Annotated in this window: 20 protein-coding genes and 1 pseudogene; 14 read left to right on the forward strand and 7 right to left on the reverse strand. The window is 73.8% G+C overall.

Features of this window, described 5'->3' with window-relative positions:
* Nucleotides 1-1,055: 1,055 nt before the first annotated feature.
* Nucleotides 1,056-1,889, reverse strand: a pseudogene (locus ABD832_RS18365) (deoxyribonuclease IV); the annotation flags it as partial.
* A 193-nt stretch (nucleotides 1,890-2,082) separates the two neighbouring features.
* A complete protein-coding gene (locus ABD832_RS18370) occupies nucleotides 2,083-3,675 on the reverse strand; it encodes a PucR family transcriptional regulator (protein WP_344896523.1) in 1,593 nt (530 codons plus the stop codon).
* Between the two features lie 132 nt (nucleotides 3,676-3,807).
* Between ABD832_RS18370 and uraD the strand changes: the two genes are divergently transcribed.
* From uraD to alc, 10 genes are all read left to right on the forward strand, one after another.
* Nucleotides 3,808-4,365, forward strand: coding sequence for a 2-oxo-4-hydroxy-4-carboxy-5-ureidoimidazoline decarboxylase (gene uraD / locus ABD832_RS18375; protein ID WP_344896526.1), 558 nt, complete (start codon nucleotides 3,808-3,810; stop codon nucleotides 4,363-4,365).
* Nucleotides 4,366-4,441: 76 nt separating this feature from the next.
* Nucleotides 4,442-4,753, forward strand: a complete 312-nt coding sequence (uraH, locus tag ABD832_RS18380; RefSeq protein ID WP_344896529.1) for a hydroxyisourate hydrolase — start codon at nucleotides 4,442-4,444, stop codon at nucleotides 4,751-4,753.
* A gap of 1 nt (nucleotide 4,754) precedes the next feature.
* Nucleotides 4,755-5,666 carry a factor-independent urate hydroxylase gene (pucL, locus tag ABD832_RS18385; RefSeq protein ID WP_344896532.1) on the forward strand — a complete coding sequence of 304 codons (912 nt, stop codon included), beginning with the start codon at nucleotides 4,755-4,757 and terminating at the stop codon, nucleotides 5,664-5,666.
* Nucleotides 5,667-5,669: 3 nt separating this feature from the next.
* On the forward strand, nucleotides 5,670-6,545 hold the full coding sequence (locus tag ABD832_RS18390) for an FAD binding domain-containing protein (RefSeq protein WP_344896535.1): 876 nt from the start codon (nucleotides 5,670-5,672) through the stop codon (nucleotides 6,543-6,545).
* Nucleotides 6,546-6,573: 28 nt separating this feature from the next.
* Nucleotides 6,574-7,089: a (2Fe-2S)-binding protein gene (locus tag ABD832_RS18395; protein ID WP_344896538.1), complete on the forward strand. Its 516-nt coding sequence runs from the start codon at nucleotides 6,574-6,576 to the stop codon at nucleotides 7,087-7,089.
* Nucleotides 7,086-8,471 (forward strand): 8-oxoguanine deaminase, encoded by a 1,386-nt coding sequence (locus ABD832_RS18400; protein WP_344896541.1) that lies wholly within the window; start codon nucleotides 7,086-7,088, stop codon nucleotides 8,469-8,471. Before ABD832_RS18395 ends, ABD832_RS18400 begins: the two co-directional genes overlap by 4 nt.
* Nucleotides 8,472-8,599: 128 nt before the next feature.
* The gene (pucD, locus tag ABD832_RS18405) at nucleotides 8,600-10,885 is read left to right on the forward strand and encodes a xanthine dehydrogenase subunit D (protein ID WP_344896812.1); all 2,286 of its coding nucleotides are present in this window, start codon (nucleotides 8,600-8,602) and stop codon (nucleotides 10,883-10,885) included.
* Between the two features lie 261 nt (nucleotides 10,886-11,146).
* Nucleotides 11,147-12,511 carry a glycerate kinase gene (locus ABD832_RS18410; protein WP_344896544.1) on the forward strand — a complete coding sequence of 455 codons (1,365 nt, stop codon included), beginning with the start codon at nucleotides 11,147-11,149 and terminating at the stop codon, nucleotides 12,509-12,511.
* Nucleotides 12,512-12,647: 136 nt separating this feature from the next.
* On the forward strand, nucleotides 12,648-13,997 hold the full coding sequence (gene allB / locus ABD832_RS18415; protein WP_344896547.1) for an allantoinase AllB: 1,350 nt from the start codon (nucleotides 12,648-12,650) through the stop codon (nucleotides 13,995-13,997).
* A gap of 290 nt (nucleotides 13,998-14,287) precedes the next feature.
* Nucleotides 14,288-15,247 (forward strand): allantoicase, encoded by a 960-nt coding sequence (gene alc, locus ABD832_RS18420; RefSeq protein WP_344896550.1) that lies wholly within the window; start codon nucleotides 14,288-14,290, stop codon nucleotides 15,245-15,247.
* A 146-nt stretch (nucleotides 15,248-15,393) separates the two neighbouring features.
* Here the strand turns inward: alc and pknB are convergent, their stop codons facing one another.
* The 4 genes from pknB to thiO all read right to left on the reverse strand — a co-directional run bounded on the left by pknB (nucleotide 15,394) and on the right by thiO (nucleotide 19,633).
* Nucleotides 15,394-17,355, reverse strand: coding sequence for a Stk1 family PASTA domain-containing Ser/Thr kinase (gene pknB, locus ABD832_RS18425; RefSeq protein ID WP_344896553.1), 1,962 nt, complete (start codon nucleotides 17,353-17,355; stop codon nucleotides 15,394-15,396).
* Nucleotides 17,356-17,430: 75 nt separating this feature from the next.
* Entirely contained in the window at nucleotides 17,431-18,189 is a 759-nt protein-coding gene (locus ABD832_RS18430; protein WP_344896815.1) for a thiazole synthase, read from the reverse strand.
* 11 nt (nucleotides 18,190-18,200) lie between these two features.
* A complete protein-coding gene (gene thiS, locus ABD832_RS18435) occupies nucleotides 18,201-18,401 on the reverse strand; it encodes a sulfur carrier protein ThiS (protein WP_344896556.1) in 201 nt (66 codons plus the stop codon).
* Nucleotides 18,398-19,633: a glycine oxidase ThiO gene (thiO, locus tag ABD832_RS18440; protein WP_344896559.1), complete on the reverse strand. Its 1,236-nt coding sequence runs from the start codon at nucleotides 19,631-19,633 to the stop codon at nucleotides 18,398-18,400. Before thiO ends, thiS begins: the two co-directional genes overlap by 4 nt.
* A gap of 330 nt (nucleotides 19,634-19,963) precedes the next feature.
* On the opposite strand from thiO, the gene ABD832_RS18445 reads away from it, so the two are divergent.
* The 3 genes from ABD832_RS18445 to thiE are packed head-to-tail and all read left to right on the forward strand — an operon-like array spanning nucleotide 19,964 to nucleotide 22,186.
* Nucleotides 19,964-21,142 (forward strand): NAD(P)/FAD-dependent oxidoreductase, encoded by a 1,179-nt coding sequence (locus ABD832_RS18445; RefSeq protein ID WP_413224522.1) that lies wholly within the window; start codon nucleotides 19,964-19,966, stop codon nucleotides 21,140-21,142.
* A gap of 50 nt (nucleotides 21,143-21,192) precedes the next feature.
* Complete coding sequence (locus ABD832_RS18450) at nucleotides 21,193-21,567, forward strand: Rv2175c family DNA-binding protein (protein ID WP_344896565.1); 375 nt, start codon at nucleotides 21,193-21,195, stop codon at nucleotides 21,565-21,567.
* Nucleotides 21,545-22,186, forward strand: a complete 642-nt coding sequence (gene thiE / locus ABD832_RS18455; RefSeq protein WP_344896568.1) for a thiamine phosphate synthase — start codon at nucleotides 21,545-21,547, stop codon at nucleotides 22,184-22,186. The genes ABD832_RS18450 and thiE overlap by 23 nt, the downstream gene beginning before the upstream one ends.
* A 93-nt stretch (nucleotides 22,187-22,279) precedes the next feature.
* Here the strand turns inward: thiE and ABD832_RS18460 are convergent, their stop codons facing one another.
* Complete coding sequence (locus ABD832_RS18460) at nucleotides 22,280-23,347, reverse strand: polyprenyl synthetase family protein (protein ID WP_344896571.1); 1,068 nt, start codon at nucleotides 23,345-23,347, stop codon at nucleotides 22,280-22,282.
* Between the two features lie 397 nt (nucleotides 23,348-23,744).
* Between ABD832_RS18460 and metF the strand changes: the two genes are divergently transcribed.
* Nucleotides 23,745-24,677 carry a methylenetetrahydrofolate reductase [NAD(P)H] gene (gene metF, locus ABD832_RS18465; RefSeq protein ID WP_344896574.1) on the forward strand — a complete coding sequence of 311 codons (933 nt, stop codon included), beginning with the start codon at nucleotides 23,745-23,747 and terminating at the stop codon, nucleotides 24,675-24,677.
* Nucleotides 24,678-24,926: the final 249 nt, after the last annotated feature.

A 24,926-nucleotide genomic window follows, 5' to 3' on the forward strand; every position in this document is an offset into this window, starting at 1 on the left:
GGGACCGTCCGGCGTGCCCTTTCCACGATCGCGTACCGGCCGGGCCGTGCCGTGAGCCGGGTCGCACCGCGACGGTGATTCCACTCCCCGGCGGGTCCCCACAGGCCCCATGGGCCCCGGATCGACCGCTCGTCGTCCGCCGTCCGCCGCTCGTCGTGCCGGCGCCCTCCGCACATCGACAACTACACGCCGTTAATCGCGCTGGCCGTCAAGCGCATCTCGCCCGTCCGGACGCGCCTTTAGTGTTCCCTCATCGGAGAGCGAGACCCGCCGCATCAGGGGGGACAGAGCCGCAAGGCTCGCACAAGACCTGATGCGCGGGCACCGGGCGATCGCCGGTAACCGGCGAGGTCCGGTCATCGGCCGCCGGGTCCTTACCGGGGGGAAGGGGCCGCCGATCTCCGATACGACGGGACGCCCGCGCAGGGGACCTGTCCGTGATCCGGCCACACGGGGGCGGCCGGATCACGGGGACGGGCGTCCCGTCCGATTCCACGGCCTTCGCCTTCCACGGCCTTCACCGGGGACGGGCCCGCCGTCCGGCCCACGGCCTTCGTTCGGGGACGGGCGCCTCATCCGATTCCCCGGTCTTCACCGGGAGCCTTCACCGGGGACGGGCGTCCCGTTCGATCCCGTGGTCCTCGCCGGGGACGAACCTGTCGCCCGGCCCCGGGACCTTCACCCGGGCCACCGGCATCGCACGCGGTTCCGGGGAACCGCGTGCGACCTCAGCGGGCCGACGTCGACGGCTGGGGGATCGACGCCTCGGGGCGCGAGGCCGGGATCTCGACGGCGCCGATCTCGACGTCGTGCACCTCGACGCTGCTCACCTCGGCACCGCTGACCTCGACGGTCTCGGTCTCGCGGACCTCGGCACCGCCGGCCTCGGTCTCGCGGACCTCGACGCTGTGGATCTCGGTCGTGCGCACCTTGGTCTTGCGGACCCTGGTCTTCCGCGCCGGGGTCCGGCGGACCTCGGTCTCCTCCACCTCGACGCTGCTGATCTCGACGCTGTCGACCTCGACGGTGACGGTCGTGAGGTCGGGGACCTCGCCCTCACGCAGTTTCTTGAGCACCTCGATGTCCGCGCGGTGCTTCTCCACCCCTCCCGGGGTCTCGATGCAGAACGGCACCCCCGCGGCCACCGGATGGCGCAGCATGTCCATGAAGGGCAGGACGCCGATGTGACCGGCGCCGAAGTTCGTGTGCCGGTCCCGCGAGGAGCCGCACTCGTCCTTGGAGTCGTTGGCGTGGATCAGCTTGAGCCGCCCGGGGGCGATCGCCTGCAGGGCGTCCAGGGTCTCCTTGACGCCTTCGGACGTCGACAGGTCGTGACCGGCGGAGAAGGAGTGACAGGTGTCGAAGCAGACGCCCGCCTTGGGGTGCCATTCGAGGGCCGCCAGGTAGGGCTCCAGATCCTGGACGGTCCTGCAGAGCATCCCGGCCTGTCCCGCCATCGACTCCAGCAGCAGATCGGGCCCGTCGTCGGGGATCTCCTCCAGGAGCGGCAGGAGCCGCTCGTGCAGCTGGCGCATGGCGTCGTCGCGGGACTGGCTCACCGCGGACCCGGTGTGGACGACCAGCCCCTTCGCGCCGATCGCGTGGGCCCGCAGCAGGCCGTGCCGCACCGTGGCCAGGGACTTGTCCAGGGTGTCCGGGCTGGGGGACCCCAGGTTGACGAGGTACGGCGCGTGCACGAAGGAGAGCACGCCCGAGTCGCGCAGCTTGGCGTCCTGGGCGGGATCGCCCGCGGCGAGCGCCCAGCCCCGGGGGTTGGTGACGAACACCTGGATCATCTCGGCGCCGATGTCGGCCGCGTACTTCAGCCCGCCCTTGGCGAGGCCGCCGGTGACGGAGACGTGTCCGCCGATGGGGGAGAGAGGAGTCATGGTGAGGCCATTTTAGGCGCTCTCCCCACCGGGACACCGTTCCCGCGCCGTTCCCGCGCCGCGCCCGTCCACGGTCTCCCGTCCGGGACGGCCTCCGGCGGGTCGTCCGGACCGCGAAGACGCGGTCATCGGCAGATCGTCCGGGCCGTAAAGACACGGTCGTCGATGGATGATCCCCGGCCGGGGACGGGGATCATCCCAGCCGCAGGGCCAGGAAGAAGTCCACGCGGTCCTCCAGACCGGACAGGTCGCGGCCGGTCAGCTCCTCGATGCGCTGGATCCGGTAACGCAGCGTGTTGACGTGCACGTGCAGGATCTCGGCGCACCTGGTCCACGAGCCCGAGACCCGCAGGAACGTCTCCAGCGTGCCCACCAGGTCGGCGCGGTGCGCGCGGTCGTAGTCGTGCAGCGGGTCCAGCAGCCGGGCCCGGAACACCCGCCGCACGTCGTCGGGGACGGAGGCGAGCAGCAGCAGGTGGGTGGCCAGCTCGTCGTGGCCCACGACCGCGTCCGGTTGCGGGCGGTCCTCGGCCATCCGCCGGGCGTGCCGGGCCTCCTCGACGGCGCCGAGCAGCCCCTCCACCGGGACGACGCCGCTGACCCCGGCGGTGAGCCCGCCGCTGCCGAGGCCGGGAGCGAGGTCCCGTACGGCCTCGCGCACCCCGGCGGTGACGTCGGTCCCCCCGGCGCCCTCTCCCGCGCCGCCCGGTCCCGGGGCCGGAAGAAGCGCGATGATCTCGTCTCCGGCACCCCCGGCGTCCCCGGCGCCCCCGCCGCTCCCGGCCACGCCGACCGCGGGGACGGCGCACATCGGGTGCAGGATCTCCTTGACCACGACGCGCAGCTCGCCCGGCCGCAGGTCCCCGCGCGCGGTCGCCGACACCGCCACGTAGCCGCGTTCGGACAGCAGGCCGGTGGCCCGTAGCCGGGGCAGGAAGTCGTCCGGCCTGCCACCGGACAGGACGAGCCCGACCAGCTCCTGGGCCGTCCGCCCCTCCGGGGTCAGCCGGTCGTCCAGGCGGGCACGCTCCAGCGCGACCACCGCGGCCAGCTCCGAGGCCAGTGCCCGCCGTTCCGGCGACCAGTCCTGCCAGGCGCCCTCGAAGGCCAGGAACCAGTCGGCGACCCGGGGCGTCGTCTGCTCGTCCACCGCGATCACGGAGTAGCGCTCCGCGCCGGGAGGGACGTACGGCATCCGCTTGGCCGTCAGGAAACCCCGGGCCAGCGGCCGGGCCGCGCCATCGGCCAGCGGGTGCGAGCCCGCCACCACCCGCCCGGCCGGGGTCAGCACCCAGCAGGGCATGCCCAGGTCGTGGCCGACCAGGCGGAGCACCGGGCCCAGGCCGGCGCCCGCGGTGACCCCGGCGACGAGCCGCCGGTGCCGGTCGAGGACGGCGCTGATGTCGGAGACCCTGCCCGACGACAGGCGCCGTACGACGTGCTCGGTCAGCTCGGCGAAGGAGAGCGCGGCCGGTACGTGCAGCAGCGGGATGCGGTGCCGCAGGCAGGCCCGGACCAGGTCGGGCGGGAGCTCGTCGCGGTCGGGGTCGCCCGCGCCCAGCGCCGACACCCCGGCCTCGGCCAGGCACCGGACGAACGTCTCGCTGTCGGCCGCGTCCTGGCGCCAGACCAGCCCGGTGAGGACCAGTTCGCCCCCGGCGAGGTAGCGGCCGGGGTCGAGCAGGTCGGTGGTGACGACCCAGCGCAGCACCGGGTCGGGCTCGTCGCGGCCGGTCACCAGCGACAGGCCCAGCCCGGTCTTCTCCAGCAGTGCGCTCAGCCGCATGTCGTGAGGGTAACCGAGCCCCGGGCACCGCCAGGTTCGGAGCATGTTACGAAAACTCGTGGCGGACCCTTGCCACGGTTCGGACGTCCTGCCGGTGGACCGCGGGCGCTCACGGTGTGTCTACTGGCTGACATGCCCACGGTGAACCCGGCCCCGCCGCCCGACGGGCTCGCCGCGTTCAACGCGCTGGACGCCGGCGAGGCCGAGGCCGAGCTGCTGACCTGCTGCGCGAGCCGGGCCTTCGCCCGGCGGGTGGCCGCGGCACGCCCCTACCCCGACGCGGACCGGCTGGCCGCCGCGGCACGGGCCGCCGTACGGGAACTGGACTGGACGGACGTGCTGGAGGCGCTGGCTGCCCACCCCAGGATCGGGCAGGCGCCCGGCGCCCAGGACACCGGACGGGAGGCGGCCTGGTCCCGCAGGGAACAGTCGGGGGTCGGCGCGGCCGGACCCGAGCTGCTGGAGGGCCTGGCCGAGGGCAACCGCGCCTACGAGCGGCGGTTCGGCCACGTCTACCTGGTCTGCGCCACCGGCCTGTCGGCCGAGGAGCTGCTGGAACGCCTCACGCGGCGGCTCGGCAACGACGAGGAGACCGAGCGGGACGTGGTCAGGACCGAACTCGCCGCGATCACCCGCCTGAGGCTGGCCAGGCTCCTCGGGACCACCCCGGCTCCGGAGGGGACCCCGTGAACCCGTCCTTCCGGAAAGATCCTGCGAACCCGTCCTTCCAGGGAGATTCCATGAGCCTGTTCTCCGGGGAGAGCGCATGAGCCTGTCCACGCACGTGCTGGACGCCGCCCTCGGCAGGCCCGCGGCCGGGGTCGCGGTCCGCCTGGAACGGGACGGCGAGGTGCTCGCCGAGGGGGTCACCGACGCCGACGGCCGGATCACCGGGTGGACGTGCGGGGCGGGCGCCCACCGGCTGGTCTTCGACACCGGCGGCTACTTCGCCTCCCGCGCGGTGGACGCCTTCTACCCGCGGGTCTCGATCGACTTCACCGTGGCCGACCCCGGGGAGCACCACCACGTGCCCCTGCTGCTCAGCCCGTTCGCCTACTCGACGTACCGGGGGAGCTAGCGTGCGCGTCGTTCTCGGTCCCAACCGCTACGGCAAGGCGGAGGTCCGCCTGGTCCGCGTCGTCAGGGACGGCGGGGTCCACCACCTCAAGGACCTCACCGTCTCCACCGCCCTGTCCGGCGACATGGAGGCCGTCCACCTCACCGGCGACAACACCGCGGTGCTGCCCACCGACACCCAGAAGAACACCGTGTACGCCTTCGCCAGGAAGCACGGCGTGGCCGAGATCGAGGACTTCGCGATCCTGCTGGCCCGCCACTACGTGGAGTCCCAGCCGGCCGTCCACCACGCCCGGGTGTCGGTCGAGGAGCACTTCTGGGACCGCATCCCGGTGCCCTCCGCCGGCGGGGGCCCGGGAGCGGGCGACCGGCGCCACTCCTTCGTCCGCTCCGGCCGGGAGACCCGCACCTGCCTGGTCCACCACGACGCCGACGGCACGACCACGGTCGTCTCCGGGCTCAAGGACCTGGTGGTGCTCAACTCGACCGACTCGGAGTTCTCCGGGTTCGCCGAGGACGAGTACACCACCCTGCGGCCCACCGCGGACCGCGTCCTGGCCACCGAGGTCTCGGCCCGCTGGCGGCACCTGCCCGCCGGGCCGGGAAAGGCGGCGTCGTACGGTGAGTCCTACGACGAGGTGCGCCGCCACCTGGTCGAGGCGTTCGCCGGGACCTACAGCCTGTCGCTGCAGCAGACGCTCTACGCGATGGGCGAGCGGGTGCTGAACGCCCGCGACGAGATCTGCGAGGTGCGCCTGGTCCTGCCGAACAAGCACCACTTCACGGTGGACCTCACCCCGTTCGGGATGGACAACCCCAACGAGGTGTTCCACGCCGCCGACCGTCCCTACGGGCTGATCGAGGGGGCCGTACTGCGTGACGACGCCCCCGAGGCCCGCTTCAGCTGGGAGTGACGCATGGACTTCCTGCGACCCGCCACGTGGGCGGAGGCCCTGGCCGCCAAGGCGGACCGGCCCGGGCTGGCGCCCATCCAGGGCGGCACCGACATGATGGTCGAGCTCAACTTCGACACGCGGCGCCCGGAGGGGTTGCTCGACCTGAACGGGGTCGCCGGTCTGGCCGACTGGAGCGAGGAGCCCGACGGCCGGCTCAGGGTCGGGGCCGGCGTGACGTACGCGCGGCTCATCGCCGAGCTGGGCGACCGGCTGCCCGGCCTGGCGCAGGCGTCCCGCACGGTCGGCTCGCCGCAGATCCGCAACCGGGCCACCGTGGGGGGCAACCTCGGCGCGGCCTCGCCCGCCGGGGACTCCCACCCGCCGCTGCTGGCAGCCGGAGCGGCGGTCGAGGTCGGGTCCGCGGCCCGGGGCACCCGGATGATCCCGGCCGACGGCTTCTACCTGGGGGTCAAGCGCAGCGCGCTGGAGGCCGACGAGCTGATCCGGGCGTTCTGGATCGTTCCGGCGACCGGCCCGCAGTACTTCTCCAAGGTCGGCACCCGCAACGCGATGGTGATCGCGGTCTGCTCGTTCGCGATCGCGCTGCACCCCGGCGAGCGCCGGGTCGGCACGGGCATCGGCTCGGCCGCCCCGACGCCGCGCCGCGCCGTCGCCGCCGAGGAGTTCCTGGCCGCCGAGCTCGACTGGGAGGCCCGGCTCGACCCCGGGGTGCTCGCGCGCTTCGGCGAGCTGGCCGCCGAGGCCGCCTCGCCGATCGACGACGTGCGCGGCACCGCCGGCTACCGGCGCCACGCCGTCGCGGTGATGGCGCGGCGCACCCTCACCTGGGCGTGGAACGAGCTGCGCTCCGGTCACTTCGACAGGAGGGCCGGCTGATGCGGCACATCGAGAGGAGGGCCGGCTGATGCGCGTCACCTTCACCGTCAACGGCCGCAGTGAGACCGCCGACGACGTCTGGGAGGGCGAGAGCCTGCTGTACGTGCTGCGCGAGCGGGTCGGCCTGCCCGGCTCCAAGAACGCCTGCGAGCAGGGCGAGTGCGGCTCGTGCACGGTCTACCTGGACGGCCTGCCGGTCTGCGCGTGCCTGGTCGCGGCCGGGCAGGCCGAGGGCCGGACGGTCCGCACGGTCGAGGGGCTGGCCGACGGCGACCGGCTCGACCCGGTCCAGGAGGCGTTCGCCGAGTGCGGCGCCGTCCAGTGCGGCTTCTGCACCCCCGGTCTCGTCGTGCAGGCGCACGACCTGATCGAACGGGTGCCGCGGCCGTCCGACGCGGAGATCCGCGAGGCCCTGGCGGGCAACCTGTGCCGCTGCACCGGGTACGAGAAGATCCTCGACGCCGTACGCGTCGCCGCGGCGCGCAGGGCCGGCGCCGATCCCGTGCCGTACGGCGGCACCCCCACGCCCGAGGAGCGCCGATGAGCACCGTCCTGATCGAGAACGTCCACATCGCCCCGGTCGTCGGCCCGGAGATCGCCTCGGGGTACCTCCACGTCGAGGGCGACCGGATCGCGGCCCTGGGCGCGGGACCCGCCCCGGAGGCGGACGGGGCCGTCCGGATCGACGGGACCGGCTGCCTGGCCACACCCGGCCTGGTCAACACCCACCACCACCTCTACCAGTGGGCCTCCCAGGGGCTCGCCCAGGACGCCACCCTGTTCGAGTGGCTGACCGCGCTCTACCAGGTGTGGGCCGCGATGGACGCCGAGGTGGTCGCGGGCGCGGCCGGCGCGGGGCTGGGACACCTGGCGCTGTCGGGCTGCACGACCTCCAGCGACCACCACTACATCTTCCCCTCCGGACGCGGGGACCTGTTCGCCGCCGAGATCGAGGCGGCCCGGCGGGTCGGCATCCGCTTCCACCCGGCCCGCGGCTCGATGGACCGGGGACGGTCGCAGGGCGGCCTGCCGCCGGACGTGGTGGTCGAGCGGCTGGACGACATCCTGGAGGCGACCGCCGAGGCCGTCGACACCTACCACGACCCGTCCTTCTCCTCCATGCTCCGCGTCGCGGTCGCCCCCTGCTCGCCGTTCTCGGTCAGCGCCGACCTGATGGTCGAGACCGCCGCGCTGGCCAGGTCCAAGGGGGTGCGCCTGCACACCCACCTCGCCGAGACCCTGGACGAGGAGAAGCACTGCCTGGAGCAGGTCGGGCAGCGTCCGGTCGCGTACATGGAGAAGCTCGGCTGGCTCGGCCCGGACGTGTGGTTCGCGCACGCCGTCCATCTCAGTGACGACGACATCGACGTCTTCGCCCAGACCGGTACCGGTTCGGCGCACTGCCCCAGCTCCAACGGCCGCCTCGGCGCCGGGATCGCCCGCGTCTCCGAGATGCTGCGGCGGGGGGCGAACGTCGGCCTGGGGGTGGACGGCAGCGCCTCGGCCGAGCTGACCTCGCTGTCGGGGGAGATGCGCCAGGCTCTGCTGTTCCAGCGGGCCCGGTACGGGCCGGCCGCGCTCACCGCCCGCCAGGCTCTCCAGATCGCCACCCTCGGCGGGGCGAGGAACCTGGGACGGCAGGAGGAGCTCGGCTCCCTGGAGGCGGGGAAGCTGGCCGACATCGCGCTGTGGCGGACCGGGGCCTTCGCCTCCGCGGTCGACGACCCGGTCTGCGCCCTGGTCTTCGGCACCCGGCAGCCGGAACTGGCCCGGCTGCTGGTGGGCGGGAGGACCGTCGTCGAGGACGACGAGCTGCGTACCGTCGCCCAGGACGAGCTGGGCCGCGCCGGAGCCGAGGCGCACCGCCGCCTCGTCCGGCTGGCCGAGGAGCGGGGCTTCACCGCCGGCCGGGAGGTCGGGCGGTGAACGGGCCCGCACCGCTCCCGGGCACGGGGACGCCCGCCGGAACGGGAACGGGGACGGGAACGGGGACGGGGACGGGTACGGCAACGGCCGCGCGGGCCCGCACCGCCCCGGCGCGGGCGCCGCGCGAGATCACGGCCCCCGGCTCCGGGGGAGTGGGCGACAGCCCGCCGCGGCCCGACGGGACGCTCAAGGTCAGGGGGGAGTTCGCCTACTCCTCCGACCTGTGGATGGACGGCATGCTGTGGGGCGCCACCCTGCGCAGCCCGCACCCGCGCGCCCGGATCGTCGCCGTCGACGTCTCCGAGGCCCTCGCCCACCCCGGGGTGGCGGCCGTCCTGACCCACGAGGACGTGCCCGGCAGCAAGCACTTCGGCATCGACCATTTCCAGGACCAGCCGGTGCTGGCCTTCGGCGAGGTGCGCCACCAGGGCGAGCCGGTCGCGCTGGTCGCGGCCGACCACCCGGAGACCGCGCGCAGGGCGCTGGAGAGGATCAGGGTCGACTACGAGGTGCTGGAGCCGCTGACCGACGCCCGCAGGGCGGCCTTCGACCCGTCCTGCCCGCCGGTGCAGCCGCGCGGCAACCTCGTCCGCCACCAGCCCGTCAGGGTCGGCGACGTCGACGAGGCCAGGACGCGGGCCGAGGTGACGGTCTCCGGCGAGTACCGGGTCGGCATCCAGGACCAGGCGTTCCTCGGCCCGGAGTCCGGCCTGGCCGTGCCCGCCGAGGACGGCGGCGTCGACCTCTACGTCGCCACCCAGTGGGTGCACAACGACATCAAGCAGATCGCCCCCTGCCTCGGCCTGCCCGAGGAGCGGATCCGGATGACGCTCTCGGGCGTCGGCGGCGCCTTCGGCGGGCGTGAGGACCTGTCGATGCAGATCCACGCCTCCATGCTCGCGCTCCGCACCGGCCGACCCGTCAAGATGGTCTACAACCGCCAGGAGTCGTTCTTCGGGCACGTCCACCGGCACCCGGCCGAGATGCGCTACGAGTACGGCGCCACCCGCGACGGCAGGCTCCTGTACGCCGACGTGGAGATCCTCCTCGACGGCGGCGCCTACACCTCCTCGACGATGGCCGTGGTCGGCAACGCGGCCTCGCTCGGCGTCGGCCCCTACGTGATCCCGAACATCAGGATCGACGCGTACGGGGTCTACACCAACAACCCGCCGTGCGGCGCGATGCGCGGTTTCGGCGCGGTGCAGGCGTGCTTCGCCTACGAGTCGATGATGGACCGGCTGGCCGACGCCTGCGGCCTCGACCCGCTCACGGTACGGCAGGTCAACGCGTTGTCCGAGGGGGGCGTGCTGGCCACCGGGCAGGTGGTCGCCGCCCCGCTGCCCATGGCCGAGATGCTCGAACGGGTCCGCGAGCTGCCGATGCCCGCCCCGCTGGACGCGGCCGACCCGCTCGGCCTGCCCGGTGGCGTCTCGCAGACCACCCGCGGGGAGGGCGTGCGGCGCGGCGTCGGTTACGGCGTGGGCCTGAAGAACATCTGCTTCTCCGAGGGCTTCGACGACTTCTCCACCGCCCGCGTCCGGCTGGAGGTGATCGGCGGACGGGCCACCGTGCTGGTGCACACCGCCGCCGCCGAGGTCGGCCAGGGGCTGGTCACCGTCCAGGCGCAGATCGCCCGCACCGAGCTGGGCGTCGATCGGGTCGTGATCCAGCCTGCCGACAACCGGGTCGGCGACGCGGGCTCCAGCTCGGCCTCCCGCCAGTCGTACATGTCGGGAGGCGCGGTGATGACGGCCTGCCGGGCGGTGCGGGACCGGGTGCTGGCCCTGGCGGCGGCACGGCTCGGCACGGCTCCCGGCGGTCTCTGCCTGGCCGGTGGCGAGGTCGTCCCGGCCGGCGGCGGCGCGGGCGTCGCCGTCGAGGACGTGCTGGGCGACACCGTGATCGAGGAGACCCGCGAGTATCATCACGCGCCCACCGAGCGGATGAACCCGCTCACCGGGCAGGGCGCCTCGCACACCCAGCTCGCGATCTGCGTGCACCGCGCCGTGGTGGACGTGGACGTGGAGCTGGGCCTGGTCAAGGTGGTGGAGCTGGCGGCCGTGCAGGACGTGGGCAGGATCCTCAACCGCGTCTCGCTGGAGGGGCAGATCCACGGCGGCAGTGCGCAGGGGCTGGGGCTGGCGCTGATGGAGGAGATCCAGGTCCGCGACGGGCTGGTGCTCAACCCCTCGTTCACCGACTACCTGATCCCCACGATCCTGGACATGCCGCCGATGCGGCTGGACATCCTGGAGAACCCCGACCCGCGTGCCCCGTACGGGCTGCGCGGCGCCGGGGAGCCGCCCACGCTCTCCTCGACGCCCGCGATCGTCGCGGCCGTCCGCGACGCCACCGGCCTGGCGCTGAACCGGGTGCCGCTCCGCCCCGAGCACGTCGCCGGGCTCACGTGAGCGCTCCGGCGGGCGGGGACGGTGGGCCTCGTGTGAGCGTTGTGTGGCCGGGACGGTGGCTCGGATGAGCGTCCCGGTGACCGGGATAGCCGGTTCGGACGAGCGCTCCCGTGGCCGGGGCGGCGGGGAAGGACCGGGCGTCGGGGCGCGCGGGGACGGATGCCAAGATGGTCCTCCGTCTCATCGGGTCCGGTGTCCGCCTCCCGTCCGCTCGTACCGGCCGGGAACGCGTGCCGTCCCCCTCGCCAGCAGGGAGCAGGGTTGTCTGAGTCGTCGGGACAAGTCGTGATCGCCCCGGACAAGTTCAAGGGGTCGCTGACCGGGGCCGAGGTCGCCGCGCGGGTCGCTGCGGGCCTGGGGCCGGGCGTCACCACGGTCGCGCTGCCGGTGGCCGACGGCGGTGACGGCACCGTGGACGCGGTGGTGGCCTGCGGGTTCACCCGCGTCGAGGTGGAGGTCACCGGCCCGGTGGGCGTTCCGGTCCTCGCCTCCTACGCCTGGCGCGACGCCCGACCGGGCGGGACGCGGGACGGCTCCTCCCCGGACGACGCGGGCTCCCCGGACGCCTCCGGCTCTCCGGCCCTTTCCGGTGCTCCGGCTGCCTCCGGATCCTCGGCTGCTTCCGGCTCCCCGGTTCCTTCCGGATCCTCGGTCGCCCCGGACGTGCCGACGGCGGTCGTCGAGCTGGCCGAGGCGTCCGGCCTGCGGCGGCTGCCGGTCTCCTCCGGGCCGGTCGCCCGGGACCCCGGATCGGCCGCGCACGAGGGCGTCGAGACGGCCCCGCTCACCGCGACCAGCCAGGGCACCGGCGAGCTGATCGCCCACGCCGTACGGCGCGGCGCCCGGCGGATCGTCCTCGGCCTCGGGGGCAGCGCCTGCACCGACGGGGGCACGGGCATGATGCGGGCCCTCGGCGTCCGCTTCCTGGACGCCGGAGGAAGGGAGCTCCCGCCCGGAGGAGCCGCCCTGGCCGGCCTGGACAAGATCGACATGTCCGGTCTCGTCGCGATCGGCCAGGTGGAGTTCGTGGTGGCGGGGGACGTGGACAACCCGCTGCTCGGCCCGTACGGCGCCGCCGCCGTCTACGCCCCGCAGAAGGGTGCGAACCCGGATGAGGTGAAGCTGCTCGACGCCGCCCTCGCCCGTCTCGCCGCGGTCGCCGCGCACACCCACGGCCTGGTCGGAGCCGCCGAGCACGACGGGATCGTCCGCTCGATGGGGGTGGCCGGGCAGCCGGGCGCTGGTGCCGCGGGCGGGGTCGGGTTCGCCGCGCTCGCCTTCCTGGGGGCCGAGTTCCGGCCCGGCATCGACTACCTCCTGGACCTGCTCGGCTTCCGCGACCACCTCGCCGGTGCCCGTCTCGTCATCACCGGCGAGGGGTCGCTCGACGAGCAGACGCTGCGCGGCAAGGCGCCCGCCGGGGTCGCGGACGCCGCGGCCGAGGCGGGGGTGCCGGTCGTCGCGGTCTGCGGGCGCCGCACCCTGGGGGACGAGGAGCTGAGGGCGGCGGGCATCACGGCCGCGTACGCGCTCACCGACCTCGAACCGGACCCGGCCGTCTGCATGGCCCAGGCCGGGCCGCTGCTGGAGCGGCTGGCCCGCACGGTCGCGGAGCGGCACCTGTGACGGCCACCGCGACGGCCACCGCGACCTGCATCGTGATGGCCACTGCGACGGCCACCGCGACGGCCACCGCGACGGCCGTCGTGACCGCCGTGGCGTCGACCGCTCGCGCGCGGCGAGGACTCACGGGGGGATCGCGATGAGCGCGGGCGCGGACCAGCGGCCGGACCTGGTCATCCGGTCGCGCCGGGCCGTGCTGCCCTCCGGGGAGGGACCGGCGACGGTCGCCGTACGGGACGGGAGGATCGTCGCGGTCCACCCCCACGACACCGGCCACGACACCGGCCGCGACGCCGACCCCTACGCGGGCCTCGACGTCGCCGAACGGGTCGACCTCGGCGACGTCGCGCTGCTGCCCGGCCTCGTCGACACCCACGTGCACGTCAACGAGCCCGGCCGTACCCACTGGGAGGGGTTCGCCACGGCCACCAGGGCCGCCGCCGCGGGCGGGGTCACCACGATCGTGGACATGCCGCTCAACTCGCTGCCGCCGACCGTGAACGCCGACGCCTTGGCCGTCAAGCGGAGGGCCGCGGCCGGGCAGTGCGCGGTGGACGTCGCCTTCTGGGGCGGGGCGATCCCCGGCAACATCGGCGAGTTGCGGGCACTGCACGAGGCGGGCGTGCGCGGCTTCAAGTGCTTCCTGTCCCCGTCGGGCGTGGAGGAGTTCCCGCCGCTGGACACCGCTGGGCTGCGGGCCGCCATGGAGGAGATCGCCTCGTTCGACGGGCTGCTGATCGTGCACGCCGAGGATCCCGCGCTGCTCGCCGACCCGTCGGGACCGGGGTACGCCGAGTTCCTCGGCTCGCGGCCGGGGGAGGCCGAGCGCCGGGCCGTCGAACGGGTCGCCGAGCTGGCCGGGGAGACCGGGGTGCGCGCGCACATCCTGCACGTCTCGTCCGCGCTCTGCCTGGAACCGCTGGCCAGGGCCGTGCGGGAGGGGGTCAGGCTCAGTGCCGAGACCTGCCCGCACTACCTCACGCTGACGGCCGAGGAGGTGCCCGAGGGCGCCACCCGGTTCAAGTGCTGCCCGCCGATCCGGTCCGCGGCCAACCGCGACGAGCTCTGGCGCGGTCTCGCCGACGGCGTGCTCGGCTGCGTCGTCTCCGACCACTCGCCGTCCACCCCCGACCTCAAGGTGCCCGACTTCGCCGCGGCCTGGGGTGGGATCTCCTCCCTCCAGGTCGGCCTGACCGCGGTCTGGACCGAGGCGGCGCGGCGCGGGCACGGCCTGGACGACGTCGTCCGCTGGATGGCCGGGAACCCGGCCGCGCTGGCCGGGCTGCGCGGCAAGGGGGCCATCGCCGTGGGCGGTGACGCCGACCTGGTCGCCTTCGACGCCGACGCCGTGCACACCGTGGACGCCGCCGCGCTGCACCACCGCAACCCGGTCACCCCCTACCACGGCAGGACGCTGAGGGGCGAGGTGCGCACCACCTGGCTGCGCGGCCGGGAGGTGGGGAAGGAACCCCGGGGGACCCTGTTGTAGGGACCCGCCGGGTGGAAGAGGACCCGCCACGACCCGCCCGCCGACCCCGCCCACTCCACCGGCCCCATTCACTTCACCGGCTCCATCCACTCCGTCGATATCGGCTTCACCGACTTCACCGACCCGGCCCACTTCACCGACTTCACCGACCCGGCCCACTTCATCGACTTCATCGACTTCACCGGCTTCGTCCGCTCTGCTCGGCCCGTCCGTCCGGTCGCTCCGCCGATCGCCGCCCGCTCGTTCGCACCGTCCGATCATCCGTCCGTCCGACGTGAGAGGCCCGTTCCTTGACCGAGTTCACCGCACTGCCCGACCTGGCCCTGCGCAGCCTCGGCGGCTCGGTCGTCGCGGCCAACGACGAGTCCTTCGCCGAGCGGGAGAACCTGATCAGGCCGGGCCGTCCCGCCTTCAGGCCGCACACGTTCGGCGCCAAAGGGCAGGTCTACGACGGCTGGGAGACCCGCAGGCGGCGCGAGCCCGGCCACGACTGGGCTCTGGTGCGGCTCGGCATGCCCGGCGTGATCCGCGGCGTCGTGATCGACACCGCCTGGTTCAAGGGCAACTACCCGCCCCGCGCCCGCGTGGAGGCCGCCGAGGTCGAGGGCTACCCGACGCCCGCCGAGCTGGAGGCCGCCGACTGGGTGGAGGTGGTGCCCGTCAGCCCTCTGACGGGGGACGCCGAGCACTTCTTCGAGGTGTCCGACGAGCGCCGGTACACGCACGTACGGCTGAGCATCCTGCCCGACGGGGGCGTCGCCCGGCTCCGGGTGCACGGCGAGGTCAGGTGCGACCTGTCGGTCTACGACGGGATCGGCCTGGACCTGGCCGCGCTGGAGAACGGCGCCCTCGTCACGGCCTGCTCCGACGAGTTCTACTCCTCGCCGAACAACGCGATCTCACCGGGGCTCGCCCGCCACCAGGCCGAGGGGTGGGAGACCGCCCGCCGTCGCGACGGCGGCAACGACTGGATGATGATCCGCCTGGCCGGTCCCGGGGTCGTCAGGCTCGCCGAGATCGACACCGCCAACCTGGTCTTCAACGCCCCCGCCGAGGCCGAGATCACCGGCACCGCGGACGGCGAGACCTGGTTCCCACTGCTGCCCAGGACCCGCCTGCTGCCGGACACCCGGCACCGCTTCCGCATCGCGGACGCGCCCGTGGCCGCGTACGCCAGGGTGGACATCCATCCCGACGGCGGCCTCGCCAGGGTCCGCCTGCACGGCTTCCTCACCACCGACCGGCCCTGAGGCCGCCGCGATCCTGAACCGCGTGCGACCCCGAGGCCGCGTGAGAACCGCGTCCGCGAACCTGAGCCGCGTTCAAGGCACCTGAGCCGCCCTGCAGCCGCATCGACGGTCGAGACCGCGTCCGCGGCCGGTCCGCCACCGGCGGGTCAGTACCAGATGGTGACCTCGGTGCCCGGGGGGACCGGCTGCCCGCCCGGCGGGAGCTGGGCCACCACCCTGCCCCGTCCCAGGGTGCGCTTCATCTTCACCCGCACCCCGGCGGCGCGCAGCTCGTCCCGGGCGGCCCTGAAGTCCTTGAACACGATGTTCGGGATGATCACGACGTTGTCGCCCTCCTCGCCGCCGGGCTGCTCGCCCTCCCGCTGACGATCCCGCTCCCACGGCCACTGCCACTCGCCGTTGCACTGCGACAGGGTCAGCCGGACCACGGCGCCCTTGTCGATCTCGGCCTTGGGCAGCGGGTCCTGGGCGATGACGGTGCACGGCTGGGCACTGTCGGTCTGCTCGACGAACTCGGGGGTGAACCCGGCGCCGCGCAGCACCCCGTCGGCCTGGTCGCGGGGCATGCCCCTGACGTCCGGCATGAGCAGCCCGGCGCTGACCACCAGGTCGATCCTGCTGTTCTCCTTGACCAGGTTGCCCACGGCCGGGACGGTCCGCATCACCTGACCGCGCGGCACGGTCTCGCTGGCCTGCTTCCTGACGTCGTCCACGGTGATCAGGACCTCGGCGAGCCTGCTCCTGGCCTCCGGCTCGCTCATGCCGACGACGTTGGGTACCGCGACCCTCTTGGGCCCGGCCGAGGCGATGAGGACCAGCCTGCTGCCCGGGTCGCGCTCGGTGCCCGCCACCGGGTCGGTACGGAGCACGGTGCCCTTGGGGGCCTTCTCGTCGTGCTCGGGCTTGCCCCGTTCGACGACGAAGCCCCGCTGCTCGGCCTCGTCGGTGGCGGCCGTGATGTTCTTGCCGACCAGGGTGGCGGGGACGACGATGGAGGTGTTCTGCGAGAACAGCCAGCCGGTCACCCCCACCGCGATCACCATGACCACGGCCAGCCCGACGAGGAACCAGCGGGCGCCCGCCGAACGGCGCGGCCGGGGAGCCGCGGGCGGGGGCGTCCCCGTCCCGGCCGCCGGGCCGGTGAGCAGGTCGGTGCGCGGCTGGATCAGCGTGTGGTTGACCGGGGCGGGCGGCTCGGGCGCCGCGGAGGCGTGGGCGTGCGGCGCGCCGATCGGCACGGACGGGTGCGGGACGCTGTCGCGGGGCAGCATCCGGTGCGCCTCGACCGCGGCGACCAGCAGGGCGGTCGCGTCCGCCGGCCGGTTGGCGGGGTCGCGGGCCGTCGCCGCGGCCACCAGGTTGTCGAGCAGCGGGGGAGAGCCGGGCAGCACCGCGGAGGGCACCGGCACGGTGTCGTGAACATGCCGGTAGGCCACCGACATCGGCGTCTCGCCCTCGTACGGCTGGCGGCCGGTCAGCAGCTCGAACAGCATGATCCCGGCCGCGTAGACGTCGCTGCGGGCGTCGGTCGCGCCTGCGGTCACCTGTTCGGGCGACATGTAGCCGATGGTGCCGATCATGACGCCGGTGCGCGTCTGGTTGGTCGCCTCGATCGCGCGGGCCAGGCCGAAGTCCACGACCTTGACCCTGCCGTCGTCGGCGAGCAGCACGTTCTCCGGCTTGACGTCCCGGTGGACCAGCCCCGACTGGTGCGCGGCGCCCAGCGCGGCGAGGACCGGGATCATGACCTCCAGCGCCTCGCGGGCGGGCAGCCTGCCGCGGGCGCGGAGCACGTCGCGCAGGGTCCGTCCCGGCACGTACTCCATGGAGAGGTAGACGTTGTCGCCGTCGGTGCCCTGGTCGAAGACGTGCACCACGTTGGGGTGCGACAGGCTCGCCACCGACTTGGCCTCGCCGATGAAGCGCCGCACGAAGGCGGGGTCCTCGGCCAGGGATCGGTGCATCACCTTCACCGCGACCGTACGGTCGAGCCGGATGTCCAGGGCCAGATAGACGGTCGCCATACCCCCCCGGGCGATCCGGGACTCGACGCGGTATCGACCGTCGAGGAGTTTCCCGACCAGGGGATCCGTAAGCGTCGTGTCCACGAGGCCGAGTTTACGGGCGATTTGGCGCCGACAGGGTCCTCGAATCCCAAACCGATGCCGAGACGTGGTCGTTTTCTAGCGATGAAGAGGGGAGGATGCCTCCGCGTAGCGACGCCGGGGTATCCGTCCGGCCAGGCGCGCGGCCCGGCCCGCCTCCACGGCCGAGCGCATCGCCCGCGCCATCAGGTCCGGCCGCTGCGCCCGGGTGACAGCGGTGGCCAGCAGCACCGCGTCGCAGCCCAGCTCCATGGCCAGCGCCGCGTCGCTGGCGGTGCCGATCCCGGCGTCCAGGATCACCGGCACGTTCGCGAACTCCACGATCAGCTCGATGTTGTGCGGGTTGCGGATGCCCAGCCCGGAGCCGATCGGCGCGCCCAGCGGCATCACCGCGGCGCAGCCCGCCTGCTCCAGCCTGCGGGCCAGCACCGGGTCGTCGCCGATGTAGGGCAGCACCGTGAACCCGTCGGCGACCAGCCGCTCGGCCGCGTCGAAGGTCTCGATGGGGTCGGGCAGCAGGGTGCGCTCGTCGGCGATGACCTCCAGCTTGACCCAGTCCGTCTCCAGCGCCTCCCTGGCCAGCCTGGCGGTCAGCACGGCCTCCCCGGCGGTGAAGCAGCCCGCGGTGTTCGGCAGCACCTTGATGTCGCGCCGGCGCAGCACGTCGAGCACCGACCCCCGGGAGGCGGGGTCGAGCCGCCGCATCGCGACCGTGGTCAGCTCGGTCCCCGAGGCGGCGAGCGCCCGGTCGAGGATCTCCAGGGACGGGGCGCCCCCGGTGCCCATGATGAGGCGGGAGGAGAACTTCTCGCCCCCGATGAGCAGGTCGTCCGTCATGTCGTCCACGTTCACCCTCCCTGAACCGCGGTCAGCACCTCGACGCGGTCGGCCTCGCCGAGCGCGGTGGACTCCCAGGCGCCGCGCGGGACGACCTCGTCGTTCACCGCGACCGCCACCCCGCTCGGGGCGTCGGTCAGCCGCCGTACGGCCTGCTCCACGGTGGCCCCGGCGGGCAGCTCGTGGGCGGCGCCGTTGATGGTCACGTTCATCGATGCTCCCGCGTCGTGTTCTCCGTGAAATCGCGTTCCCGTGCCGCGAGGCCGCTTTCGCTCAGCGGGGACGGCCCCGGAGTACCCCGCGCGAAGCGGAGCGGGGAGCACAGCCCCGCGAGCTCCGCGAGCTCCGCGGGCCGTACGGACCCGGTGTCCTCGCCGGCGCACAGGTCGGCGGTGAGCGGGGCGAGCAGGACCCCGCCCCGGTGGTGGCCGGTGGCGAGGTCGAGGCCCGGCACGATCGTGGGGCCGACCAGCGGCAGGTTGTCCGGGGTGCCGGGCCGCAGCCCGGCGATCGTCTCGGTGACCTCCAGCTCGGTCACGCCGGGGACGAGCTCGCGCGCGTCGCGCAGCAGCTCCCAGAGCCCTCCGGCGGTGACGCGGGTGTCGAAGCCCAGCTCCTCCTGGGTGGCGCCGACCACCAGCTCGCCGTCGCCGCGCGGCACCAGGTAGACGTGGGAGCCGTGCACGACGCCGCGCACGCAGCGGCTCAGCACCGGTTCGGGGGAGCGCAGCCGCATGATCTGGCCCTTGACCGGCCGCACCGGGGGCAGCGCCTCGGGCGGCACCCCCTCCAGGGAGCCCGACCAGGCGCCGGCGGCCAGGACCACCCGGCCCGCGTCCAGGTGCCCGCCGCTCTCCAGCCGTACGCCGCACGCCGCGCCCGAGGCCGTGAGCAGCCCGGTCACCCGGCCGGGCACCAGGGTGGCGCCCGTCCGTCCCAGGGCCGCCAGGAGTGCCGCGGTGACCCTTCTGGGGTCCACCCAGGCGTCCCCGCCGGCCAGCAGGCCACCGCGGACGGAGGGGGCCAGCATGGGTTCCAGGCGGCGGCACTCGCGTCCGGTGAGCCGTTCGGCCGGCAGCCCCAGCGCGGCCGTGAAGGCGGCGAGGTCGTCCAGCGCGGCCAGGTCGTCGGCCCCGAAGGCCACGTCGAGGGTGCCGTCGGTGCGGTAGTCGAGGTCGTGCCCGCTCGCCCGGGACAGTTCGGCGGCGAAGGCCGGCCAGCGCTCCAGGGAGGCCGTGCCCAGCCGGAGCAGCGGCTCCTCGGTGTAGGTGACCTCGCTGACCGGTGCCAGCATGCCCGCGGCCGCGTGCGAGGCGGCCGCGTGCGAGGCTGCGGGCGCGGGGTCGACCACGGCCACCCTCAGCCCCCGGCCGGTGGCCCGCCAGGCCACCGACAGGCCGATGACGCCGCCGCCGACGACGACGAGGTCGAAAAGGTCGGGCATACGTGCTCCGCTCCCTTCGCCGGCATGACCCGGATCAGGTTCCTGGCGGTCGAGGGCCCGCTCGCGGTCGCCGGTGGGTCCCTCCCGCCCCGGAAGTGCCCGGCCGTACCGCCGGAGCGGTACCTCCTCGCACGTCACGTGGCTCACGAAGGCCCTGCCTCGCCCCGCTGCCCTCCTCTCAGCCCGGTGCGTTCCGGGCTCCCGCGCGTCTTCTCTCCCACCCTAAGGGTTGCGGCAACATCCTTAGCGCGTCAGATGTGAGGTAAATCCCGCTTTCGTTACCAACGACCGTTGGTAGGAGGGCGGTGCTGACGCTTATGGTCAGGAAGTGTGAATCATGTCGTGGTGGTTGGTGCCGGCCTGGCCGGTGTACGCAGCGTCGAGGCGTTACGGGCCCGAGGGTTCGGCGGCAGGATCACGATGATCGGGGAGGAGCGGCACCGGCCCTACGACCGGCCACCCCTGTCCAAGGCGGTGCTGCTCGGCGGGACCGACTCCACGGTGGTCGACTCCGACCTCGACGCGCTGGAGGTCGACTTCCGCGCGGGCGTGGCCGCCAAGGGGCTGCACCCCGGGGTGGTCGAGACCACCGAGGGTGAGCTGGACTACGACGGCCTGGTCGTGGCGACCGGGGCCCGCCCGATCCGACTGCGCGGCGACGGCCCCCAGCACGTGCTGCGCACCATCGACGACGCGCTGGGCCTGCGCTCGCTGCTGGGACCGGGCAGGCGGGTCGCCGTGGTCGGCGCGGGCTGGATCGGGGCCGAGGTGGCCACCGCCGCCCGCCGGGCCGGCTGCGCGGTGACCGTGGTCGAGGCCGCCGCCACCCCGCTGGCCGCCGCGCTCGGCGAGATCGGCGCGCACACCGTCCCCTGGTACGCCGAGGCGGGCGTGGATCTCCGCCTGGGCACCATGGTCGCCTCGGTCGACCACGGCGGCCTCACCCTGGCCGACGGCTCGGCGATCGAGGCCGACGTCGTGGTCACCGGCGTGGGCGTACGGCCGGCCGTCGAGTGGCTGGCCGGTTCCGGCATCAGGCTCGACGACGGCGTGGTCACCGACGAGCACCTGAACACCTCGCTGCCCGGTGTGGTCGCCGTGGGCGACTGCGCGGCCTGGTGGTCGCGCCGCTACGGCCTGAGGCTGCGCGTCGAGCACTGGGACACCGCCCTGGGCGCCCCGGACGTGGCCGCGGCCACGCTGGTCGGGGACGCCGCCGTCTACGACCCGGTGCCCTACTTCTGGTCCGAGCAGTTCGGCCACATGGTCCAGTACGCCGGGCACCACGACGGGGCCCGGCCGATCCGGCGCGGCGACCCCTCCGCCCAGGGAAAACCCCGGTGGGGAACGTGCTGGGTGGACGCCGGGGACCGGCTCGTCGCGGTCCTGGCGGTGAACCGCCCCCGCGACCTCGTCCAGGGGCGCCGCCTCATCGAGGGCGGGCAGCGCCTGGACGTCGAGCGCCTGGCCGACCCTGCGATAGCGTTGCGCGACTGTACGGCGGCGTAACCTCGCCGCGGGGTGTTTGGCGAAGGGCTCGATGTGGTAGTGGTGGATTCGTGACGCTTTCTGTTGCGCAGATCGACCGGGAGACCGACCAGCTGGTGGGCGAGTGGCTCACCCTGACCGAGGTCGCCAGAAGGCTCAACCTGAGCGCCGGTCGTGCCAAGCAACTTCTCAAGGACCGCAAGCTCATCGGGGTGCGCAGGGGAGGCGGCGAGCCGCAGGTCCCGGCCGCCTTCCTCGCCGGCACGGAGGTCGTCAAGGGCCTCTCGGGCACCCTCACCGTGCTCCTCGACGCCGGGTACGACGACGTCGAATCGCTCCGCTGGCTCTTCACGCCCGACGACACCCTGCCGGGGTCGCCGGTCGACGCGATCGTCGCGGGCCGGCACACCGAAGTGAAGAGACGTGCCCAAGCGCTCGGTTTCTGACGCCCGGCTGTACCTGTGCACCGACGGGCGGCGTGACCGGGGGGACCTCGCGGACTTCCTCGACGCCGCCCTCGCGGGCGGGGTCGACATCGTGCAGCTGCGCGAGAAGGGCCTGGAGGCGCGCGAGGAGCTCGACCTCCTGGCCGTCTTCCGCGAGGCCTGCGACCGGCACGGGACGCTCCTGGCCGTGAACGACAGGGCCGACATCGCCTACGCGTGCCGCCCCGACGTGCTCCACCTCGGCCAGGGTGACCTGCCGGTGCCGGTGGCCCGCGAGCTGCTCGGCGACGACATCCTCATCGGGCGTTCCACTCACGCCCCCGAGGAGGCCGCCGCCGCGGCCGTCGAGCCCGGCGTCGACTACTTCTGCTGCGGCCCGATCTGGCCGACGCCCACCAAGCCCGGCAGGCACGCCCCGGGCCCCGGCCTGCTCACCCGTGCCGCGGCCCTGGGGGCCGACCGGCCCTGGTTCGGCATCGGCGGCATCGACCTGGGCAACCTGGACGAGGTCATGTCCTACGGTGTGCGCCGCGTCGTGGTCGTCCGCGCGATCACCGAGGCCGACGACCCCAAGGCGGCGGCCGCGGAGTTCAGGCGGAGGCTGACCGCCCACGCCTGAACGGTCCCCGGCCGTCCCGGCCCGAGCGTCCCGGAGGCGGTGTCGCCGACGGGCCACGGACGGGACCCGGCCGGATCCGGGGCCGGTGGTCGCTCAGGTGCGCCTGGCGGTGGCGGCCACCGCCAGGTCGGCCAGGGCCGTACGGGCCTCCGGGCGGATCGGGGTGCCCTCCAGCGAGCCGAGCGCGTTCTCCAGGTAGCCCTTGATCAGGTCCTCGCACGCCACCAGGGCGCCGGTCTCCTCGATGATCTCGCGGAGCAGGTCCACCCCGTCCGCGTCCAGGTCCGGGGCGCCCAGGTTGGCACGTACCACACGGGCCTGCGCCTCGGAGGCGGCGGCGAGCGTACGGGCCACCAGCATCGTCCGCTTGCCCTCACGGAGATCGTCGCCCGCCGGTTTGCCGGTCTCGTCAGGGTCGCCGAAGACGCCGAGGATGTCGTCGCGCAGCTGGAAGGCGATGCCCACCGACCGCCCGTACTCCTCGCAGAGCCGGTCTATCCACGGCTGCCTGCCCTGCGCCGCCAGCACCAGGCCGAGCCGGAGCGGCTGCTCCACGGAGTACTTCCCGCTCTTGAACAGGGCGACCCGCAGCGCGCTGTCGAAGGTGCCCTCGCCGTGCGCCTGCTCCAGCAGGTCGAAGTACTGGCCGCACATCAGCTCGGTGCGCATGTCGTCGTGGACCTGCTGGGCCGCCGCCAGCGAGGCGGCCGGCAGGCCGCTGTTCCGCCACATCTCACCGGACCAGATGAGCAGCAGGTTGCCCAGCAGGATGGCCGCGCCCTCGCCGAACTGCTCCGCCGAGCCGTGCCAGCCCGCCTCGCGGTGCAGCGTCTCGAACCTGCGGTGCGCCGAGGGCATGCCCCGCCGCCGGTCGCTGGCGTCCATCACGTCGTCGTGCACGAGGGCACTGGCCTGCAGCAGCTCCAGCGAGGCGGCGGCGGTGAAGACCGCCGGGTCGTCGCCCCCGCCCGCGCCGCGCCAGCCCCAGTAGCAGAAGGCGGGCCGCAGCCGCTTGCCACCGGCCAGGAAGTCCTCGGCCGCGGAGATCAGGGGGACCAGCTCCGGAGCGCCGACCTGAGGGCGCTGCCGATCCACGAACCACCGGAGAGCACGATCCACTTCGGAGCGGATCGTGTCCAGCGCGGCCACGGACGTGGTCATCGAATACCTCCAGTGTGGAGACCCTTGGCTACGGCTCCGGGGGGAAGGCGTGGTGCGGTGCCGGGCGCCGTGACGATCTGCCCGGCGACGGTGACACTCCGACCACCGTACGCATGATCGCCACGATTTCCCCCATCGGGACGGCGGAGAGTCGGGACACCTGTGGAAGCGCGGTATGGCATGACACCTCAGGACATCTGCAACCGGGTCCGGTGAGGACCTGATCTGGGGCGGTCGAAATCCCCCGGCTCGGATCGCAGGAGAAGCTCAAATAACGAGATTAACCGCCCAGGGGGGTATTTCGATCTAGAAATACGGCTGTTTCCCATCATCTTCTCAAGTGCCGAGTCGATCATCCGACCGGGCGTACCGCGGGCCGGGCACGTATCCTTGCCCCATGGCTCTGGGTCGCCCTTCCGTTCTTCCCGATCGCGCCGCCACCGTCCGCGAGCTCCTCGCCTCCGGTGCCCGCTCGTTCTCCTTCGAGTTCTCCCCTCCGAAGACGGACGAGGGGGAGCGCCAGCTCTGGCGCGCCGTCCGTGAGCTGGAGGCGCTGCACCCCACCTTCGTCTCCGTCACCTACGGCGCCGGCGGCAGCACCCGCGACCGCACCGTCGACATCGTCGAGCGGATCGCACACGAGACCACGCTCACCCCGGTCGCCCACTTCACCGCGGTCAACCACTCCATCCGTGAGCTTCGTCACCTGATCGGCCGGTTCGCCGGCGCGGGGGTGCGCAACATCCTCGCCGTCCGCGGCGACCCGCCCGGCGACGTCACGGGCGAGTGGGTGCGCCACCCCGAGGGCGTCCTGTACGCCGAGGAGCTGGTCCGCCTCATCCGCCAGTCGGGTGACTTCTGCGTCGGCGTGGCCGCCTTCCCGTACAAGCACCCCCGGTCGGCGTCGATCGAGACCGACACCGAGTACTTCGTCCGCAAGTGCCGGGCGGGGGCCGACTACGCGATCACGCAGATGTTCTTCCGCGCGGAGGACTACCTGCGGCTGCGCGACCGGGTGGCGGCGACCGGCTGCGACACGCCGATCATCCCCGGCATCATGCCCGTCACGCAGATCAGCACCATCGCCAGGTCCGAGCAGCTCTCCGGGGCGCCGTTCCCGCCCGAGGTGGCCGAGCGGTTCGCGGCCGTCGCCCACGACCCGGCCGCCGTGCGCGCCCTGGGCATCGAGCACGCCGCCGAGCTCTGCCAGACCCTGCTCGACGAGGGTGCGCCCGGCATCCACTTCATCACCTTCAACCGCTCCAGCGCGACCCGCGAGGTCTTCCAGGCCCTCGACCACACCTCGCAGGCCGTCCCCGCGAAGGTCTGAGCCCGCGGTCACGGATCCTCCGGGCCGGGTGGCCGGTCGCGCTCCGGAGCGGCCGGCGGTCCTTTGGGCAGTCCTTTTGGGCGGTCCTTTTCGAAGGTCCGTCCCCGGTGGCCCGCGTGCTCCCGCGCGGCGCCTCGGACCGGGGGACCGGTGCGGTGCCTCGGGCCGGCGGCGCTCCGTGCCGGTAGGGGCCGCGGGCCGGTGCGGAGTGCCCCGGCCCGATGAGGACTCCTGGCCGAGGGGATGTTT

It is taken from the genome of Streptosporangium longisporum, from assembly GCF_039534895.1.
In the GTDB taxonomy this organism is placed as follows: domain Bacteria; phylum Actinomycetota; class Actinomycetes; order Streptosporangiales; family Streptosporangiaceae; genus Streptosporangium; species Streptosporangium longisporum.

Bases quoted from the DNA above. Each gene is read 5' to 3' on its own strand.
- ABD832_RS18370 (WP_344896523.1), bottom strand. From the start codon at position 3,675: ATGCGGCTGAGCGCACTGCTGGAGAAGACCGGGCTGGGCCTGTCGCTG.
- uraD (WP_344896526.1), top strand. From the start codon at position 3,808: ATGCCCACGGTGAACCCGGCCCCGCCGCCCGACGGGCTCGCCGCGTTC.
- uraH (WP_344896529.1), top strand. From the start codon at position 4,442: ATGAGCCTGTCCACGCACGTGCTGGACGCCGCCCTCGGCAGGCCCGCG.
- ABD832_RS18390 (WP_344896535.1), top strand. From the start codon at position 5,670: ATGGACTTCCTGCGACCCGCCACGTGGGCGGAGGCCCTGGCCGCCAAG.
- ABD832_RS18395 (WP_344896538.1), top strand. From the start codon at position 6,574: ATGCGCGTCACCTTCACCGTCAACGGCCGCAGTGAGACCGCCGACGAC.
- ABD832_RS18400 (WP_344896541.1), top strand. From the start codon at position 7,086: ATGAGCACCGTCCTGATCGAGAACGTCCACATCGCCCCGGTCGTCGGC.
- allB (WP_344896547.1), top strand. From the start codon at position 12,648: ATGAGCGCGGGCGCGGACCAGCGGCCGGACCTGGTCATCCGGTCGCGC.
- ABD832_RS18430 (WP_344896815.1), bottom strand. From the start codon at position 18,189: ATGACGGACGACCTGCTCATCGGGGGCGAGAAGTTCTCCTCCCGCCTC.
- thiS (WP_344896556.1), bottom strand. From the start codon at position 18,401: ATGAACGTGACCATCAACGGCGCCGCCCACGAGCTGCCCGCCGGGGCC.
- thiO (WP_344896559.1), bottom strand. From the start codon at position 19,633: ATGCCCGACCTTTTCGACCTCGTCGTCGTCGGCGGCGGCGTCATCGGC.
- ABD832_RS18460 (WP_344896571.1), bottom strand. From the start codon at position 23,347: ATGACCACGTCCGTGGCCGCGCTGGACACGATCCGCTCCGAAGTGGAT.
- metF (WP_344896574.1), top strand. From the start codon at position 23,745: ATGGCTCTGGGTCGCCCTTCCGTTCTTCCCGATCGCGCCGCCACCGTC.